The organism is Kitasatospora sp. NPDC059795 (assembly GCF_042732175.1).
GTDB lineage: Bacteria > Actinomycetota > Actinomycetes > Streptomycetales > Streptomycetaceae > Kitasatospora.
Window position 1 is genome coordinate 228195 of the sequence record NZ_JBHWID010000013.1, and the last position, 15780, is coordinate 243974.

Annotated in this window: 10 protein-coding genes and 1 pseudogene; 6 read left to right on the plus strand and 5 right to left on the minus strand. The window is 75.0% G+C overall.

Annotation, left to right across the window (positions count from 1 at the left end; genetic code table 11):
* Positions 1–279: 279 nt before the first annotated feature.
* The 3 genes from trmB to ACFV4P_RS25805 all read right to left on the minus strand — a co-directional run bounded on the left by trmB (position 280) and on the right by ACFV4P_RS25805 (position 3836).
* A complete protein-coding gene (gene trmB, locus ACFV4P_RS25795; protein ID WP_380474921.1) occupies positions 280–1110 on the minus strand; it encodes a tRNA (guanosine(46)-N7)-methyltransferase TrmB in 831 nt (276 codons plus the stop codon).
* 86 nt (positions 1111–1196) lie between these two features.
* Positions 1197–2405, minus strand: a complete 1209-nt coding sequence (gene lhgO / locus ACFV4P_RS25800) for an L-2-hydroxyglutarate oxidase (RefSeq protein WP_380474922.1) — start codon at positions 2403–2405, stop codon at positions 1197–1199.
* Positions 2406–2420: 15 nt separating this feature from the next.
* Positions 2421–3836 carry an MFS transporter gene (locus tag ACFV4P_RS25805; protein ID WP_380474924.1) on the minus strand — a complete coding sequence of 472 codons (1416 nt, stop codon included), beginning with the start codon at positions 3834–3836 and terminating at the stop codon, positions 2421–2423.
* 668 nt (positions 3837–4504) lie between these two features.
* Between ACFV4P_RS25805 and ACFV4P_RS25810 the strand changes: the two genes are divergently transcribed.
* The 4 genes from ACFV4P_RS25810 to ACFV4P_RS25825 all read left to right on the plus strand — a co-directional run bounded on the left by ACFV4P_RS25810 (position 4505) and on the right by ACFV4P_RS25825 (position 8617).
* Positions 4505–6586, plus strand: coding sequence for an asparagine synthase-related protein (locus tag ACFV4P_RS25810; protein ID WP_380474926.1), 2082 nt, complete (start codon positions 4505–4507; stop codon positions 6584–6586).
* Positions 6587–6722: 136 nt separating this feature from the next.
* A complete protein-coding gene (locus ACFV4P_RS25815) occupies positions 6723–7211 on the plus strand; it encodes a universal stress protein (protein ID WP_380474928.1) in 489 nt (162 codons plus the stop codon).
* Positions 7212–7303: 92 nt separating this feature from the next.
* On the plus strand, positions 7304–7999 hold the full coding sequence (locus tag ACFV4P_RS25820; protein WP_380474930.1) for a DsbA family oxidoreductase: 696 nt from the start codon (positions 7304–7306) through the stop codon (positions 7997–7999).
* A 105-nt stretch (positions 8000–8104) separates the two neighbouring features.
* Complete coding sequence (locus tag ACFV4P_RS25825; RefSeq protein WP_380474932.1) at positions 8105–8617, plus strand: hypothetical protein; 513 nt, start codon at positions 8105–8107, stop codon at positions 8615–8617.
* Here the strand turns inward: ACFV4P_RS25825 and ACFV4P_RS25830 are convergent.
* Positions 8607–10592, minus strand: a complete 1986-nt coding sequence (locus ACFV4P_RS25830; protein ID WP_380474934.1) for a sigma-70 family RNA polymerase sigma factor — start codon at positions 10590–10592, stop codon at positions 8607–8609. The genes ACFV4P_RS25825 and ACFV4P_RS25830 overlap by 11 nt on opposite strands.
* A 320-nt stretch (positions 10593–10912) precedes the next feature.
* Positions 10913–11707: a TetR/AcrR family transcriptional regulator gene (locus ACFV4P_RS25835; RefSeq protein WP_380474936.1), complete on the minus strand. Its 795-nt coding sequence runs from the start codon at positions 11705–11707 to the stop codon at positions 10913–10915.
* A gap of 1003 nt (positions 11708–12710) precedes the next feature.
* On the opposite strand from ACFV4P_RS25835, the gene ACFV4P_RS25840 reads away from it, so the two are divergent.
* Complete coding sequence (locus tag ACFV4P_RS25840; RefSeq protein ID WP_380474954.1) at positions 12711–14042, plus strand: NAD(P)/FAD-dependent oxidoreductase; 1332 nt, start codon at positions 12711–12713, stop codon at positions 14040–14042.
* 270 nt (positions 14043–14312) lie between these two features.
* Positions 14313–15530 (plus strand): annotated as a pseudogene (locus tag ACFV4P_RS25845) (PP2C family protein-serine/threonine phosphatase); the annotation flags it as partial.
* Positions 15531–15780: the final 250 nt, after the last annotated feature.

The following is a 15780-nucleotide window of genomic DNA, read 5'->3' on the forward strand; positions in this document are numbered from 1 at the left end:
GGCCCCGACCAACCCCGGTCCCACCAGGGCCGGTTGATCGAGCAGATGCACGAGAGCGCCGCCGCCGATGTTCCGCGCAGGGACGATTCGGCAGACGGCGCTTTGCGGCAGCGGGCCCAGGGCCTGTCTTCGAACCCGCGCCGCAGCCCCGCGGCGTCTGGTGCGTGCTCTCGGCGTGCCGGGTGGAAGGCCCCGTACTGGGTGTACTTGGTCTTTCGCCCGGTGCGGCGAGAGTGCGTGCCAGGGGCCGTGGGGCAGGCGGGGGTTCGAAGACAGGCCCTAGCGGCGGCGGAACAGCAGGTCGTGCACCAGGTGGCCCTTGGCCAGGCCGGCCCGCTCGAACTTCGTCACCGGACGCCACTCGGGACGCGGCGCGTAACCCGGCACACTGCCCGCCGGGTGCTCCTCCGGCTCCAGCCACGGCGAACCGTCGCCCTCCGGGTGCAGGTTCTCCAGCTCCGGCGACGCCTCCAGCACCGCCAGCATCTGCTCCGCGTACGGCTCCCAGTCCGTCGCGCAGTGCACCAGCGCGCCCGGGGCCAGCCGCGGCAGCACCAGCTCCAGGAACGACTCCTGGATCAGCCGGCGCTTGTGGTGCTTCGGCTTCGGCCACGGGTCCGGGAAGTACACCCGCAGACCCGCCAGCGACGCGTCCGGCAGCATGTCGCGCAGCAGGATCACCGCGTCGCCCGCCGCGAGCCGGACGTTCTCCGAACCGTCCCGCTCCAGGAACTGCAGCAGGTTGCCGTGGCCCGGGGTGTGGACGTCCGCCGCGAGGATGCCCGACGACGGGTCGGCGGCGGCCATCGCGGCCGTGGTGTCGCCCATCCCGAAACCGATCTCCAGCGTCACCGGACGGCCGTCGAACATCGCCGGCAGGTCCATCGGCGTGCCGTCGATGGCGTGGCCGAAACGCTCCCAGCCGCGGTCCAGCGCACCCGCCTGCGCCTTGGTCATCCGACCACGGCGGGGCTGGAAACTGCGGATCCGCTGCTCACGGTGCTGGGCCTCGGTGGCCTTGTGCGGGTACATCGGCGCGGGGTACGCCGCCGGGGCGGCGGACAGCCGGGCCGAAGCGGGCAACTGGGGGCTGGGGGCGGAGGAGGTCACAATCGCACCAGTCTACGGGAGCCCGGAAAACCGCCTGCGGCGAGAGCGGGTGCGAACCCGGCCCGCGCCCCTGGTGGTTCACCCCTTCACTGGTCGTCCACCCCTCGCATTGCCCGCCGGGCGATCTCGCGGCCGATCGCCAGTGAGGCCGTCGCCGCGGGCGAGGGTGCGTTGAGGACGTGGACGAGGCGGCCGGAGCCGGCGAAGGCGAAGTCGTCGAGGAGGGTGCCGTCGCGGGCGACGGCCTGGGCGCGGACGCCGGCGGTGGTGGGGAGGAGGTCGGCCTCGGTGACGGCGGGGAGGAGACGGCGGACGGCGGCGGTGAAGGCGCGCTTGGACAGGGAGCGGTGGAGCTCGCCGAGTTCGTAGCGCCAGTGCCGGCGGGCGATCGTCCAGGTGCCGGGGAAGCGGATCGTCTCGGCGAGGTCGCGCAGGCTCGCGGTGCGCCAGTCGTAGCCCTCGCGGGCCAGGGCGGGGACGGCGTTCGGGCCGACGTGGACGTCGCCGTGGATGCCGCGGGTGAGGTGGACGCCGAGGAAGGGGAACGCCGGGTCGGGGACGGGGTAGACCAGGCCGCGGACCAAGGAGCGGCGGGCGGGCGCGAGTTCGTAGTACTCGCCGCGGAAGGGGACGATCCGGACGCCGGGGTCGTCGCCGGCCAGCCGGGCGATCCGGTCGCTGTGCAGGCCGGCGCAGTTGACCAGCACCGCGCAGCGGATCTCGCCGGTGGGGGTGCTGACGGTGACCCCGTCGGCGCGCCGGGCGATGCCCAACACCGGGGTGGCGAGCCGGAGTTCGGCGCCGCGTTCGCCCGCGAGGGCGGCGTAGCGGTGGGCCACGGCGGTGTAGTCGCAGATGCCGGTGGTGGCGAGGTGCAGGCCGGCCAGGCCGGTGACCTCGGGTTCGTGCTCGCGGATGCCGGCCGGGTCGAGTTCGGTCAGCGGGATGCCGTTGGCCCGGCCGCGTTCGGCGAGGGCGGCGAGGCGGGGGAGTTCGGTCTCCTCGGTGGCGACGACGAGTTTGCCGGTGACTTCGTGCGCGATGCCCTGTTCGCGGCAGAACTCGACCATCTCGCGGGCGCCCCGGGTGGCGTACCGGGCCTTGAGGGACCCGGGCCGGTAGTAGACGCCGCTGTGGATGACGCCGCTGTTGCGTCCGGTCTGGTGGGTGGCGAGGGCGCTCTCCTTCTCCAGCACGGTGACGGTGCCGCCGGGGTGGCCGTGGGTGAGCGCGTACGCGGTGGACAGGCCGACGATGCCGCCGCCGACCACCACGACCTGGACGTCGTGCTTCAAGAACGCAACCCCTCGTCAGCCGGTGGTGAGGACCAGGCGGGCGCGTTCGGTGAGTTCCTTGACCCGCTGCTCGTTCTGGTAGGGCTCCAGGCGGCGCAGCAGCTCGACCACGTACTCGCGGCTGCGGTGCGAGGAGATCCGTCCGGCGACCTCGACGGCGCGTTCGCCGGCGGCGACGGCGGCCTCCAGGTCGCCGGCCTCGGCCTCGGCCATCGCGGAGACGATCAGCCGCAGGCCGTGCGAGCGGACGAAGCCCTCGGTCGGGCGGGCCAGTGCCTCGCGGGTGAACTGCCGGACCTTGGACGGCACTCCGAGGTCGCGGAAGCACTCGGCGGCGTCGGCGGCGAGGCGGTCGTAGGCGTAGAAGTCGATCCAGGTCGGGTCGGGGTCGCCGGGGCGGGCCCGGTCGAGGGCGGCCTCGGCGGCGGAGAGCGCGCTGCCGCAGGCGGTGGCGTTGCCGGCCTTGGCGTGGGCGCGGGCCTCGACCAGGTGGAAGAAGCTCATGGTGCGGGCGGTGGCCAGGCCCCGGTTGCGTTCCAGGGCGGCCTGCGCGAGGTCCACGGCCTCGTCCGGGAAGGAGCGGTAGGAGGCCTGGAGGCTCATCGAGGCCAGCACGTACCCGCCGAGCGGCACGTCGCCGGCGGCCCGGGCGAGGCGCAGCGCCTGGATGTAGTAGCGCTGGGCGGCCTCGTGCTGGCCGGTGTCGAAGGCCATCCATCCGGCGAGCCTGGTGAGTTCGGCGGTGGCGCCGAACAGCGCCCGGCCGACGGCGTCGCTGTAGGAGGCGAGCAGCAGCGGGGCGGCCTCCACCCGCAGGCACTCCGGGACCATCGAGGAACGCCAGTCGCCGCCACCGTACTTGGAGTCCCAGCGGCGGGCCTCCTGGGCGGCCTCGCGGAGCTTCGCGGCGTCCGCGTGCCCGACCCGGTAGCCGGACAGATCGGGGGCGGTTTCGCGGGCCACCGAGCCGTCCGCGGGGGTGATCAGCCAGCGGGAGACGGGGGTCGCGTACGCGGCGACCGAGAAGGTGCCGGCCAGGGTGTCGCTCCACCGGCCGCCGCCGGGGCCGCGCCGCAGGTCCAGGTCGACCCGCCAGAGCTCGGTGGCGGAGCGGACCGCCTCCGGGACCTCGCGCGGGAATTCCAGGCCGAGTTCGGGCGTGGGGTGCGAGTCGGCGAGGCCGATCTCCTCCAGCGGGACGGGGCGGCCGAGCTTGTTGCCGAGCGCGGTGGCGATCAGGTGCGGCACCGGGCGCTGCGGCACCATGCCCTTGGTCACCCAGCGGGCCACCGAGGTCTTGTCGTAGCGCAGGGTCAGGCCGCGTTGCGCGCCCAGGTCGTTGACCCGGCGGGCGAGCCCGGCGTTGCTGATCTGGGCGAGTGTGAGAAGGGCGCCCAGCCGGTCGTTCGGCCCTCGTGAGCTGACGGTCATGGTGGCGGTGGCACCCCCTGGCAACGTCGTGCGCGGATGGCGGCGATCGGTGACGCTGGCAGCACGCCACCGGACTGCTTGCACCTAGCGTAGTCGCCCGCGTTCCCACGGTTAAGAGGCCGCATTCCGGTTGGCGGGAACGCGCTGCGTCCGCGACGGGCGGCCGGACGTCCGCCGGGCGTCGCGCGGGCACCTGCCGGAGGCCCGTGCTCCCGGCCCGTGCCCGCGTGCGCCATTCGTGCTCCCTGGCCGCAGCGGCAGGTGGGCGATTCGCTGGTGCCTGTGGATCGGCCCGCCGTCGAGGACCCGGCGGGCCGGGGGAAACGCTGCCTCAATCCCCGCGGGCAGCGGCGCGTCCGGGAGGGCATGCGGATGCCCTCCCGGCCCGTGCGACGTATTTCGGCCACATTGCGGCCGTATCGCACCGTCCACGGACCATTTCCGCACCGCGTCGGCGGCCACCGGCCGTGCCCCGGACGGGAGTTCGAGGATCTGCGCGGCCCGGGCCCCGGAGGGGGTGGCCCGGTCCGTGCGCCTCGCCGCGAAAGCCCCACCCGTTCTGCGCCCACCGGTGGCACGATGTCTCCTGACGGTGCGCCAATTTCCTGCACATGAGCGGGTGTTCGCCGCGCGCCCGGCCGGCCAGGCCCTAGCACCACGGAGGCGCGATGCGGTGGCTCACCGGCTGGAGCGGACCGGCCGCCGACCCGGCCCTCGCCGCGGTCCGGCCGATCGCCGGCACCCTGCTCTGGGGCGGCCCCGACCCGCTCTGGGCGGTCGGCGACTGGCGCCCCGACGAACTCCGCCTCGCCGTGCTCCGCCCCGGCGCCCCCGCCGACGTCCGCGGCGGACTCGACCCCCGCGACCCCGCCGACCGCACCCACCTCGACACCCCCGCCACCCTGCGCCTCGCCGTCGCCGGCCGCTGCGGCGCCACCGACCGCGAACTCGCCGACGGCCTGGCCGCCGCCCGCGGCGGCGCGCTGCGCCACCTCACCCGCTGGCCCGGCAGCTACACCGTGGTCCTGCGGACCGGCACCCGCTCCACCGTGCTGCTCACCGACCTGGCCGGCGTCCAGCCGGTCTTCCACACCCCGTTCGCCGGCGGCACCGCCTGGGCCACCGCCGCCCTGCCGCTGGCCGACCTGGTCGGCGCACCCCTGGACGCCGCCCACCTGGCCGCCCGGCTCGCCACCCCCGAGACCCCCGAGGTGCTCGGCGACCGCACCCCCTGGCGGGGCGTCCGCCGGGTGCCGCCCGGCCACGCCCTCGGCATCCGCGGCGGCCGCGCCCACCACACCGCGCACCCCGACGACCCCGCCGAAGCCCCGGCCGAGGCCCCCGCCGTCCGCGAACTCACCCGCGCCCTGCTGGAGGCCGTCCGCTGCCGGGTCCGCGCCACCGCCCCCGGCGCGCGGCCCCGACTCGGCGTCGACCTCTCCTACGGCACCGCCTCCGCCACCGTCGCCCTGCTCGCCGCCGCCGTCCCGCTCCCCGCCGGCACCCGGCCCGGCACCGCGCTGGAACGGCCCGCCGCCCGCACCGGCGCCGTCCGCGGCTCCTGGGCCCGCGAAGCCGACGACCGGCCCGAACCCGAGACGCTGCCCGCCGTCACCCGCGGCGACACCGACGGCCTCGCCCTCGCCGTGCACGCACCCCGGCTGCGCCACCTCGTCGTCCCGCCCGTCCTCCCGTACGCCGGACTCGCCGACCCGCTGGCCGGCCCGCTCACCGACGAACCCGGCCCCGCACTGCTGCACGCCGCCCGGTACACCGCCGTCCACCGGGCCGGCGGCGCCGACCACCTCACCGGCCACGGCGCCCGACAGGTCCTCGACGGCCACCCCGCCCGGCTCGCCGACCTCCTCCACGCCGGACGCCCGCTCCACCTGCTCGCCCCCGTCGCCGCCCTGGCCGGCGCCGACCGCGCCACCGCCGGCACCCTCACCGGCGCCCTGCACACCCCCGTCACCGTGCTGCGCGCCGCTCGCCGCCTGGCCCGCACCCGCTCCGCCGACGCCCTCGACGACCTCGCCCTGCACCTGACGATCCGCCGGAGACCGGGCGGACCGGCCACCGCGGGCCGCGCGACGGCCGCCGAACTGACCTGGCACCCGACCGGACCGGCCGCCCACCTGCTCGCCGACGAACCCCTCGCCGCACTCGCCCAGCACCTGCGCACCGCCGCCCGCGACGGCGCCCCCACCGAACCGCCCGGCGCCCGCCGCGCCCGCCTCGCCCTGCACCGGTACGCCGCGCACTACCGCACCCTGGTGCACGCCACCGAACAGCACGGCCAGCGCCTGCACGCACCGTTCCTCGACAACCAGGTGCTGCGCGCCGCCCGCCTGCTCCCCGACGAACTCCGCCTGCAACCCGGCGCCCGGCCCGCCCTGCTCTCCGCCGTCCTGGCCGGCGCCGGCCGCACCGACCTCCCCGCCACCTGGGGACGCGGCACCGGAACGGACCCGCACGCCCCCGCCCGGGACGGCCTGCGCGCCGCCGCCCCCGCCCTCACCGAGCTGCTCGACCGGCCGCTGCTCGGCGAGGCCGGGCTGATCGACACCCCCGCCGTCCGCAAGGCCCTCGCCACCGCCACCGACCCCGCGCAGGACGCCCCGCCCGCCACCCTCGCCGCGCTCGCCGAACTGATCGCCGTCGAGATCTGGCTGCGCCGCCTCGCCGCCCGCCGGCCCGGCTCCGCCTGGACCGGCCTGCCCGCCCCGCGTCGCACCGCGCTGGAACGCTGAGCGGGCCCGACCGTCCGTACCGTGCCGCACCGCGCTGGAACGCTGAGCGTGCCCGCCCCGTGCCGCACCGCGGCGGAGCGTCGGCCGCCGAGCGTGCCTGCCCGGTGCGCGCCGGGCCGACGGATAGCGTCGCGCCATGACCCTCCCCGTCAGCACCGAGCCCCCGCCGCCCGGCACCGCGATCGTGAACGCCTGCGACGGCTCCGACGCCTCGCTCTGGGCGCTCGACCGGGCGATGACCGAGGCCGAGGCGCACCGCCTGCCGCTGCACGTGCTCGCCGTGGTCAACCCCTCGCCCACCGGCTACCCGCCGGGCATGGCCGACCTCGTCCAGGAGAGCGTCCAACGCCTCACCGCCAGCATGTCCGACGGCCTGCGCCGCGCCGTCGCCACCGTCCAGGCCGCCCGCCCCCGCCCGTACGCCGGGCAGCTCACCCTGCACGTGCTGCTCGGCAATGTGGTGGACGTACTGCTCCGCGCCGCCGACGGGCGGCACACCCTGGTGCTCGGCACCCGCGGCAACGGCGGCTTCACCCGGTTGTTGCTCGGCTCGGTCAGCACCGCCGCCGTGCACCACGCCGGCTGCCCCGTGCTGGTCGTCCCCGCACCCGTCGAAGAGCCCTGACCAGGAATGACGGCGAGTGGTTGAGCGTTCATCTTGTCGGTGCAGGCCGTCCGGCCGCCGTGAACCACCCCTCGACAGGAGCCCGCCCCGCCATGAAGGTCGAAATCTACTCGGACATCGCGTGCCCCTGGTGCTACGTCGGCAAGCGGCGCTTCGAAGAGGCCCTGGAGCGCTTCGAGGGCAAGGACGGCGTCGAGGTGGTCTTCCGCCCCTTCCAGCTGGTCCCCGACGCGCCCGAGCAGGCCCGCCCGCACCGCGAGTGGCTGGCCGAGCGGTACGGGCCGCAGTCCCTCGCGATGGACGCGCAGATCACCGAGGTCGGCAAGACCCTCGGCATCGACTACGACTTCGACACCGCGGTCGAGGTCAACACGCTGCGCGCCCACCGCCTGCTGCACCTCGCCGAGACCGAGTACGGCCCCGCCGTGCAGGCCGCCCTCAAGGAGCGCCTGCTGAAGGCCCACTTCTCCGAGGGCGTCAACGTGGGCGACGTCGAGGCGCTGGCCGGCCTCGCCGCCGAGACCGGCATCGACCGCGAGCGCGCCGCTGCCTACCTGGCCGGCGACGAGGGCGAGGCCGAGACCCGCGCCGCGCTCGCCGAGGCCCGCGCCATCGGCGTCACCGCCGTCCCCACCTTCGTCTTCGAGGGGCAGTGGGCCGTCCAGGGCGGCCAGGAGGCCGACACCTTCCTCCAGGTGCTGCGCCAGGTCGAGGCCGAGACCGCCCGGCAGCTCACCGAGATCGCCCCGGCCGGCAACGCCTGCGCGGACGGCAGCTGCGCGATCTGAGTCGTACCCGGGTACGACGGCGATCCGGCTCCCCGGGGTGACGCCGCGTCGGGTCGCGGCCCGGCACAGTACGGGCCTCGACCCGATCAGAAGGAGCCCCGGGATTTGTCCGTGACCAGCCGCCCGTTCCGCGCCGTCTGCGCCCCCGCCGTCCGGTCCGCGCTGGCCCTGCCGGCCGACCTGGCCGGGGCCGCCCTGCTGCTGGCCGGACAGCCCACCCGGGCCGCCCGCCTGCACGCCCGGACGTGGGGCCCCGGCCACTGGACGCCCGGCCGCCGGCTCGCCCGGACGGTGCTCGGCCTGCCGCTGGACGCGCTCGCGCTGCTGCTGGTCGGGTACGCCGCGTTCAACTCGGTGCGCAACTTCGGCTACCCGATCTGGTATCTCGGCACCGACTACCACCAGGCGTGGGGCGGCCCGACCATGGCCGGCGTGTGGGCCGTGCACGCCGCCGGCTGGGCGCTCTGCCTGTACGTGCTGCTGCGCTGGCCGGTGCGCCGGCTCGCCCACGCCCAGCAGAGCCTCGCGGCGCGGCTGGGTCTCGCTGCGCGACCGACCGGCCCCGGTGCGGTCGCCCGGGTCGGGGCGGCTCCGGCCGAGGCGGCCGTCAGCAGTTGAGCGAAGCCTGCGCCCAGTCCGCCAGGTCGACCGGGACGGAGCCGCGGGCCGTGGTCGCCACCAGCCGGATCGAGGTCTGGCCGGACAGCTGGGCGTGCACCTGCACCGGCTTGTCGTCCGAGGACAACTCGCCGGAGCTCCACAGCACTTGACCGTTGCCGCCCTGCACCGAGAAGACCACCCGCCCGTAGCCCGTCCCGAAGTCGTCCAGCCCTGCGACGGCGTCGAAGGACCGGCAGCTGCGGTTCAGGTCGATGGTCACCCGGGACGGCACCTGGACCGCCAGCGCGTGCCGGTAGTAGTCGCCCTGGATCCACGCGCCGGGCCGTTGCAGGACGAACCCGGAGCCGCGGATGACCGGCGTGTCCGCGCTGTGGTGGCCGCGGTTCGTCGGCAGCTCGTCCAGCCAGAACCGGGTGACCGGACTGGGGCTCGGACTCGGCGTGGGGCTCGGACTCGGGCTCGGGCTCGGCGGCGTCGACGCGGCCGACGGCTCCGGCTCGGCCGCCCGGGGCGGCGTGCCGGCCGGCTTCGGACTCGTCGTCGGGGACGAACTCGACTTCGGGCTCGGGCTCGGCGTCCGGGACGGCGAGGGGGACGGGGACGTCGACGGCGTCGGGTCCGGGGTCGGCGAGGACACCGGCAGCGGCGGGGTCACCGGGGCCGGCACGTCCGGCACCGTGCTGACCGGCGGCGGCGCGGCCACCGGCGGCTCCGGCGTACCGGTCAGCGCGAACGCGGCGACGGCCGCCGCCACCACCGCGATGCCCGCGGCGATCCCGGCCTTGGCGGCCGTACCGAGCCCCTGCCCGGCCGCCGCCGTGCCACCGCCGGACGAACCGCCGCCCGCCGCCGTACCGCCGGCCGTCGTACCGCCCGCCGCCGTACCGCCGGCCGCGACGGTGCCGCCGGCGACCGCGCCCGTGACGGCCACGCCGGTGCCGACCGCGGCCGCCGCGGCCGTGAACCAGCCCGCGCCGACCCAGAGCAGCGCACCGCCCGGAAGCACCGCCCGCAGACTGTGGTTGATGTCCGCCAGCTCCAGGTACGCGGCCGTGCACCGGGTGCAGTCCTGGACGTGCTTGCCGACCTCCGCCGACGCCCGCTTGCGCAGCGATCCGCGGGCGTACGCGCCCAGCCGGTTCGCGTACCCGGCGCAGCCCGACTCCTGGCTGCCCGACACGTGCGCCTGGAGGAACGCCGCGGCCAGCCGGTCGCGGGCCCGGTGGGCCTGCACGGCCGTCGCATTGGCGGTCTTGCCCAGCATCACCGCCACCGTCTTCGGCGACTCCCGCTCGACCTCGGTGTGCCAGAGCACCACCCGGTCGTCCTCCGGGAGTTCGGCGTACGCCCGCATCACCATGCGCTGATCGGCCAGCGCCAACGCCCAGGCGTCCGCGCCCGGGTCGGCCAGGTCGAACTCGATCGTGGCGGCGGACGCCTCGGCGAACGTCGCGAAGTCGTCCACCAGTTGCTCGCGGCGGTCCGAACGACCCCAGGCCGCCGCGACGTTGCGCACCGCCGTCAGCAGGTAGGCGCGGACCGCGAACTCCGGCCCCTTGCCCGCCTTCAACGCCTGCAGGGTGCGGGCGAACACCTCGCCCGCCAGGTCCTCGGCGGTGAAGCTGTCCCGGCAGCACGTCCGGGCGTAGCGGCGCACCGCGTCCGCGTGGCGGCGGTAGATCTCCTCGTACGCGGTGTCGTCGCCGGCCCGCACCAGGGCCGTCAACTCGGCGTCCGAGGGCGGGCGTTCACCGTCCACCGGGTCGGCCGGCGGCGGCACCGTGACACGCGCCGACAGCTCTTCGGCGATGAATGCCTCCGGCGTGACCCCGCCCTGCCCGGCGGGGGCCTGGCCCGGCACCCGGCCGGTCAGCGACTCCCGGGCCGGACTTCCGCCCTGGTCCGGGACCTGGCCCGGCGTGCCCAGCCCGGAGCCGAACTCCCCGCCCTCGCCCTGCTCGTCCGGGTTCACCTGGCACCGCCCGGTCGCACGGCACACGACACGGGCCGATCCTCGACGTCGACGGCGATCACGGTGCGCAACAGGACAATGGCTCCAACCACGGGCAAAGAATGGCATAGCGCAGCGACCACCGGTAGCCGCCCGGACTCGGACCCACTCTTCCGGGCCGCCGCTCGCCGAAGTGTTCGGAGACCGACGGCGCAGGCACCGCGCGTACCCGGACAGTCCCGCGCGCCGCCCGCGCCCGGCGGCTTCCCGTCACCCGAACGGCGCGTCACCGGCCCCGGCCTCCCGCACCGACCGTCAACCACCCGACGCCCACGGCCGGTTCAGGACGTCCGCAGGCCCTGCAACAGGATCTGCAGCAGCCGGCCGCCCGCACCGCCGCCCTCGCCGCCGTCCTCGGCCGCGAACGCCGCCGACGCGTGCACCGGCACCGCCGCGGTCAGCACCAGCACCACGTCGGACACCGTCACCCCCGCCCGCAGCTCGCCCGCCGCACCCGCCCGGGCCACCAGCGCCGCCAGCAGCTGCAGCAGCAGCCGCGGATCCGCGCTCTGCTCGGCATCGGACGCCGACGCCCCGGCGAACGCCCGAAGTTCGCCGGCGCGCTGCTCCGGCACCCGGCCGATCTCCTCGGCGTAGCGGAACGCCTCCGGCGGCAGCAGCCGGCCCGCGCCCGAGGCGGCGGCCCGCTGCAGGAATCCCGCCAGCGCGTCCCACGGCCCGTTCAGCCCGCCGTACAGCGACTCCCGGGCCTGCGCCGTCAGCCAGGAGACCTCCTCGGCGGCGATCCGCTGGACCAGCACCTCCTTGCTGGGGAAGCGCCGGTACACCGTGCCGACACCCACCCCGGCCCGGCGCGCGACCTCCTCCATCGGCGCCCCGTACCCGAGTTCGCCGAACACCTCCCGCGCGGCGCGCAGCACACTCTCCAGGTTCCGCCGGGCATCCACCCGCAGGCGCGAACCCGCACCCCGCCCGGCCTCGCCCGGACGCTCGCCCTGCGGGAACGCGAACCGCTCCCGTTCACCCGGGCCACGCTGCTCCGGCACCACATCCACCGCGGACCTCCCGAACGCGCCACCCGGCGACCGCTCGGCCAACTGTTCCTGCTCCGACATGCCAACCTCCCCCGAGGCGCCCCGTTCCGGGCACCCGAACGGTCACTGCGCCCCCTGGTGTGCGCTGCCGACACCGGTCGGGTCCGACGTCCGCGCACTACCTTCCCCGGATGGCTCCCGGGCAGTCGCACCGATGCCACCGAGCTCGCAGGTCCATGGACCGGCACCTTCGGCGGTCCGAACCACAATCCGACCATAGTTCAAGGAAGTTCGCCGCAGAAGTGGACCACTCCTCACCGCCGGCGATCCGATCCGGCACCAGCTGCGGACAAATCCCCACAGGCACCGCCCACGCCCCACGTGAGACGAGTCACACCCGAGGGCTCGACGCCCGGCGGCCCGACTTGTCCTTCTCGACTGCAACTTGACGGATCATCAGATCGTTCCATGCTCCACCGTCGCAACCGGCACGGGGATCGAACGCACACCTCTCCGACCTCCGGACAGGTGTCCCTCGCCGGCGTGGCCGACACGCGCGCACAACAACCACACACAAATTTGCCGAACACATGGGGGGTCGTGTGCGGCAGGCGGAACCCGGGGGAGCGGGGCGAGTGGATTCACCGTTGCGTTTCGCGAACTCAACGCCTGTGCCGACGAATGGAAGCGCCTGCTCGACGACCTCTCCCGGGAAGGCGACCCGTACTGGTCGCGCTGAGCACGGCCGGCGGTTCCCAAGGAAAGCCCTTCCTCGATGCAAGCGCCGATCAAGTGCAGGGCCCCGGAAAGTCCACCCCGTTCCAGGGCGGGTCGGCACCCCTGCCGTTTCCCTGCCGGGGGACAGGAGGATTCGTCCTGGTCGCCGCCGATCGCCGCCCAATCGCCTTGCCACCCCTGTCAGTTGTCCGGGCGGGGGTGGCGAGGGGTGTTTCGGGGTCGGATGCCGGATCGGATTTGGACCGATCCGGCCCGGAGTGTGGACAAGAGCCCTCCGGCGGGTGCGTCATAGGGGGAACGTGAAACGGGTCACAACCCGAGGGCCGGCCGGAGGTGCCCCATTCGGATCCTGATCATCGGCGGCGGCTGCGCCGGACTGAGCACCGCGCTGCGCCTCCAGCAGGTACTGCGACCGCAGTTGAGGGACCGGCGGATCGACATCACGATCGTCGAACCGCAGCCGTACCTCACCTTCCAGCCGCTGCTGGCCGAGGTCGCCGCCGGCTCCATCGACCCCCGCCACGTGGTCGTCCCGCTGCGCACCGCGCTGCCCGACTGCCGGGTGCTCACCGCCCGCGTCACCAGGATCGACCACGCCTCCCGCACCGCCTGGGTGGACGCCGCCCCGCGCGGTGAGCTCCGGCTGCCGACCGAAGTCCCGTACGACGTCCTGGTGATGGCCCCCGGCGCGGTCTCCCGTACCGCGCCCGTCCTCGGCCTGGCCGAGCACGGCATGGGTTTCGCCACCGTCGGCGAGGCCGTCGCCCTGCGCAACCACGTGCTGGAGCAGCTGGACCTCGCGTCCTCGACCCGGGACCCCGCGCTCCGGCAGGCCGCCCTCACGTTCGTCTTCGTCGGCGCCGGCTACGCGGGCGTGGGCGCGCTCGGCGAACTGGAGGACATGGCGCGCACCGCGACCAAGGGCTTCCACAACCTCACCCCCGACGACCTGCGCTGGGTCCTGGTCGAGGCCACCGACCGCATCCTCAGCGAGGAGATCCCCGAACTCGCCACCCAGACCCTCGCCGAACTGCGCGAACGCAACATCGACGTCCGGCTCTCCACCACCCTGGAGTCCGCCGTCGACCAGGTCATGGTGCTCTCCGACGGCGGCCGCTTCGCCGCCCGCACCCTGGTCTGGACGGCCGGCATCCGTCCGGCCCCCGTGCTCGCCCTCACCGACCTTCCGCTGGACCACGCCGGCCGGATCACCTGCACGCCCACCCTGCGGATCGCCGACCCCGACGGCACCCCCCTGACCGACGCCTGGGCCGCCGGCGACTGCGCCGCCGTCCCCGACGAGGCCGGGCAGCCCTGCGCCCCCAACGCCCAACACGCCCTCGCGCAGGCCAAGTTGCTCGCCGAGAACCTGGCCGCCGAGCTCGCCGGCCAGCCCCTCGCGGACTACCGGCCGGGCGATCCCGCATGCTCCACCTCGCTCGGCCTGCGCCGCGCCGTCGCCCACACCAGGCGCGGCACCCGGATCACCGGACGGCGTGCCTGGTGGCTGCACCGCGTCCGCCTGCTGCGCCGCCTGCCGAGCCGGGAGCGTCGGATCCGGGTCCTGATGGACTGGGTGTTCGGCGGATTGTTCCCGCGCGAAGTGGTCTCGCTCGGCACCATCGAGAACCCCCGGGCCGAATTCGAGTCAGGTTTCCGCACCGGACCGGGAAGCTGACTTCGCCCCTCTGTACGGCTCTGTGCGGCTCTGTGCGGCTCTGTACGGCGAACGTGCTGTGTATACACGGGCGGCCGGGTGGAAGCGCGTCCCCGGCGCACACCCGCCGGAACGCGCCGTACCGGGGGCTCGACTTCCGGAATCACCCCGGAGCCTGACAGGATCGCCCCATCACGCCGTGTGCCACCCCACGCACGCAAGGTGATGATCACACTGGAACCGACCCGCGAGCAGGCACCCCCACACAGTTCCCCGAGGAAGCGGCCCACGTTGAACCTCATGCGCTGGAGCGCCCGGCTCACCGGAGCCGCGTGGCGGACGACCCCCACCACCGCGGACGAACCCGTCACCGTTCCCGGCCAGCGCGACCCCGCCGCCTCCGGCCCCGACCTCCGCGACCCCGAACACCTCTACGACCTCCGCGACGTCCTGCGCCGCCTGCCGGCCCCCGTCGCCCTCACCCACGGCCCCCACCACCTGCTCGGCTACGCCAACCGCGCCTACCGCGACCTGTTCGGCGCCCGCACCCCCGGCCGCCCCGCCGCCGAGGCCCTCCCCGAACTCACCGCACTCGGCGTGCTCCCCCTGCTCGACCAGGTACTGCGCAGCAGCCGCCCGCGCAGCGTGAAGTCCCGCTGCATCCTCGGCCTCGGCGGGAACCGCTACTACAACATCGCCTGTGTCCCGCTCGGCCCCGACGACCGCAGCACCCCCACCGGCGTCCTGATCTTCGCCACCGAAGTCACCGACCAGGTCCAGGCCGCCGGCCGCCTCCGCGACGCCGAACGCCGCCAACGCGAAGCCGCCGTCACCCTCCAGCACAGCCTGCTCCCGCAGAAACTCGAACAGCCCGCCGACCTGCACGTCGCCGCCACCTACCTCCCCGGCGGAGCCGACGCCGCCGTCGGCGGCGACTGGTACGACGTCATCGGCCTCGGCGGCGGACGCACCGCCCTCGTCATCGGCGACGTCATGGGCCGCGGCCTGCGCGCCGCCGCCGTCATGGGCCAGCTCCGCACCGCCGTCCGCGCCTACGCCCGCCTCGACCTGCCACCGCACAAAGTGATGACCCTGCTCGACGGCCTCGCCATGGAGATCGACGCCAACCAGATCGCCACCTGCACCTACGCCGTCTGGGACCCCGCCTCCACCACCCTCGTCTACGCCTCCGCCGGCCACCTCCCCCTCCTTCTGCGGGCCCCCGACGGCACCGTCCTGCGCGGCGAGGAACAGAACGGCCCACCCCTCGGCACCGGCGGGGCCGGCCACCTCTCCCACACCCTCCGCCTGCTCCCCGGCACCACCGGCGTCCTCTATACCGACGGCCTGGTCGAACGCCGCGACCAGGACATCGACCAGGGCATCGACCACCTCGCCCACACCCTCACCGGCCCTGTCGCCGCCCCCGACATCGTCTGCGCCCGCCTCCTGCGAGCCCTCGGCGTGACCGCCGAACACGACGACGACGTCGCCGTCCTGGTCTTCCAGGTGGCACTTGATCCTGCGCCCGCAGGTGTGTAGTGTTCTCCGAGTTGCCTGACAGGGAGCACCGAGCACGCATCTGCGTGGACGGTCCCGGGGCGGCCAATCCCTTGAGAACCACCCAGTTGATCCGTGCCGGGTCGCGTCCTTTTCGCGTCTCTGTTCGTATTTGCTGTGCGCGTTTTCGGAGATTGCGGCGGATTCGCTTTTCGGAGCGGGGATCGGCTAGAGTTTGAAACGTCGGAACGGCCGCGAG

Coding starts and splice junctions, on each gene's coding strand:
- ACFV4P_RS25820 (WP_380474930.1), top strand. CDS start 7,304: ATGAAGGTCGAAATCTACTCGGACATCGCGTGCCCCTGGTGCTACGTC.
- ACFV4P_RS25805 (WP_380474924.1), bottom strand. CDS start 3,836: ATGACCGTCAGCTCACGAGGGCCGAACGACCGGCTGGGCGCCCTTCTC.
- ACFV4P_RS25815 (WP_380474928.1), top strand. CDS start 6,723: ATGACCCTCCCCGTCAGCACCGAGCCCCCGCCGCCCGGCACCGCGATC.
- ACFV4P_RS25810 (WP_380474926.1), top strand. CDS start 4,505: ATGCGGTGGCTCACCGGCTGGAGCGGACCGGCCGCCGACCCGGCCCTC.
- ACFV4P_RS25835 (WP_380474936.1), bottom strand. CDS start 11,707: ATGTCGGAGCAGGAACAGTTGGCCGAGCGGTCGCCGGGTGGCGCGTTC.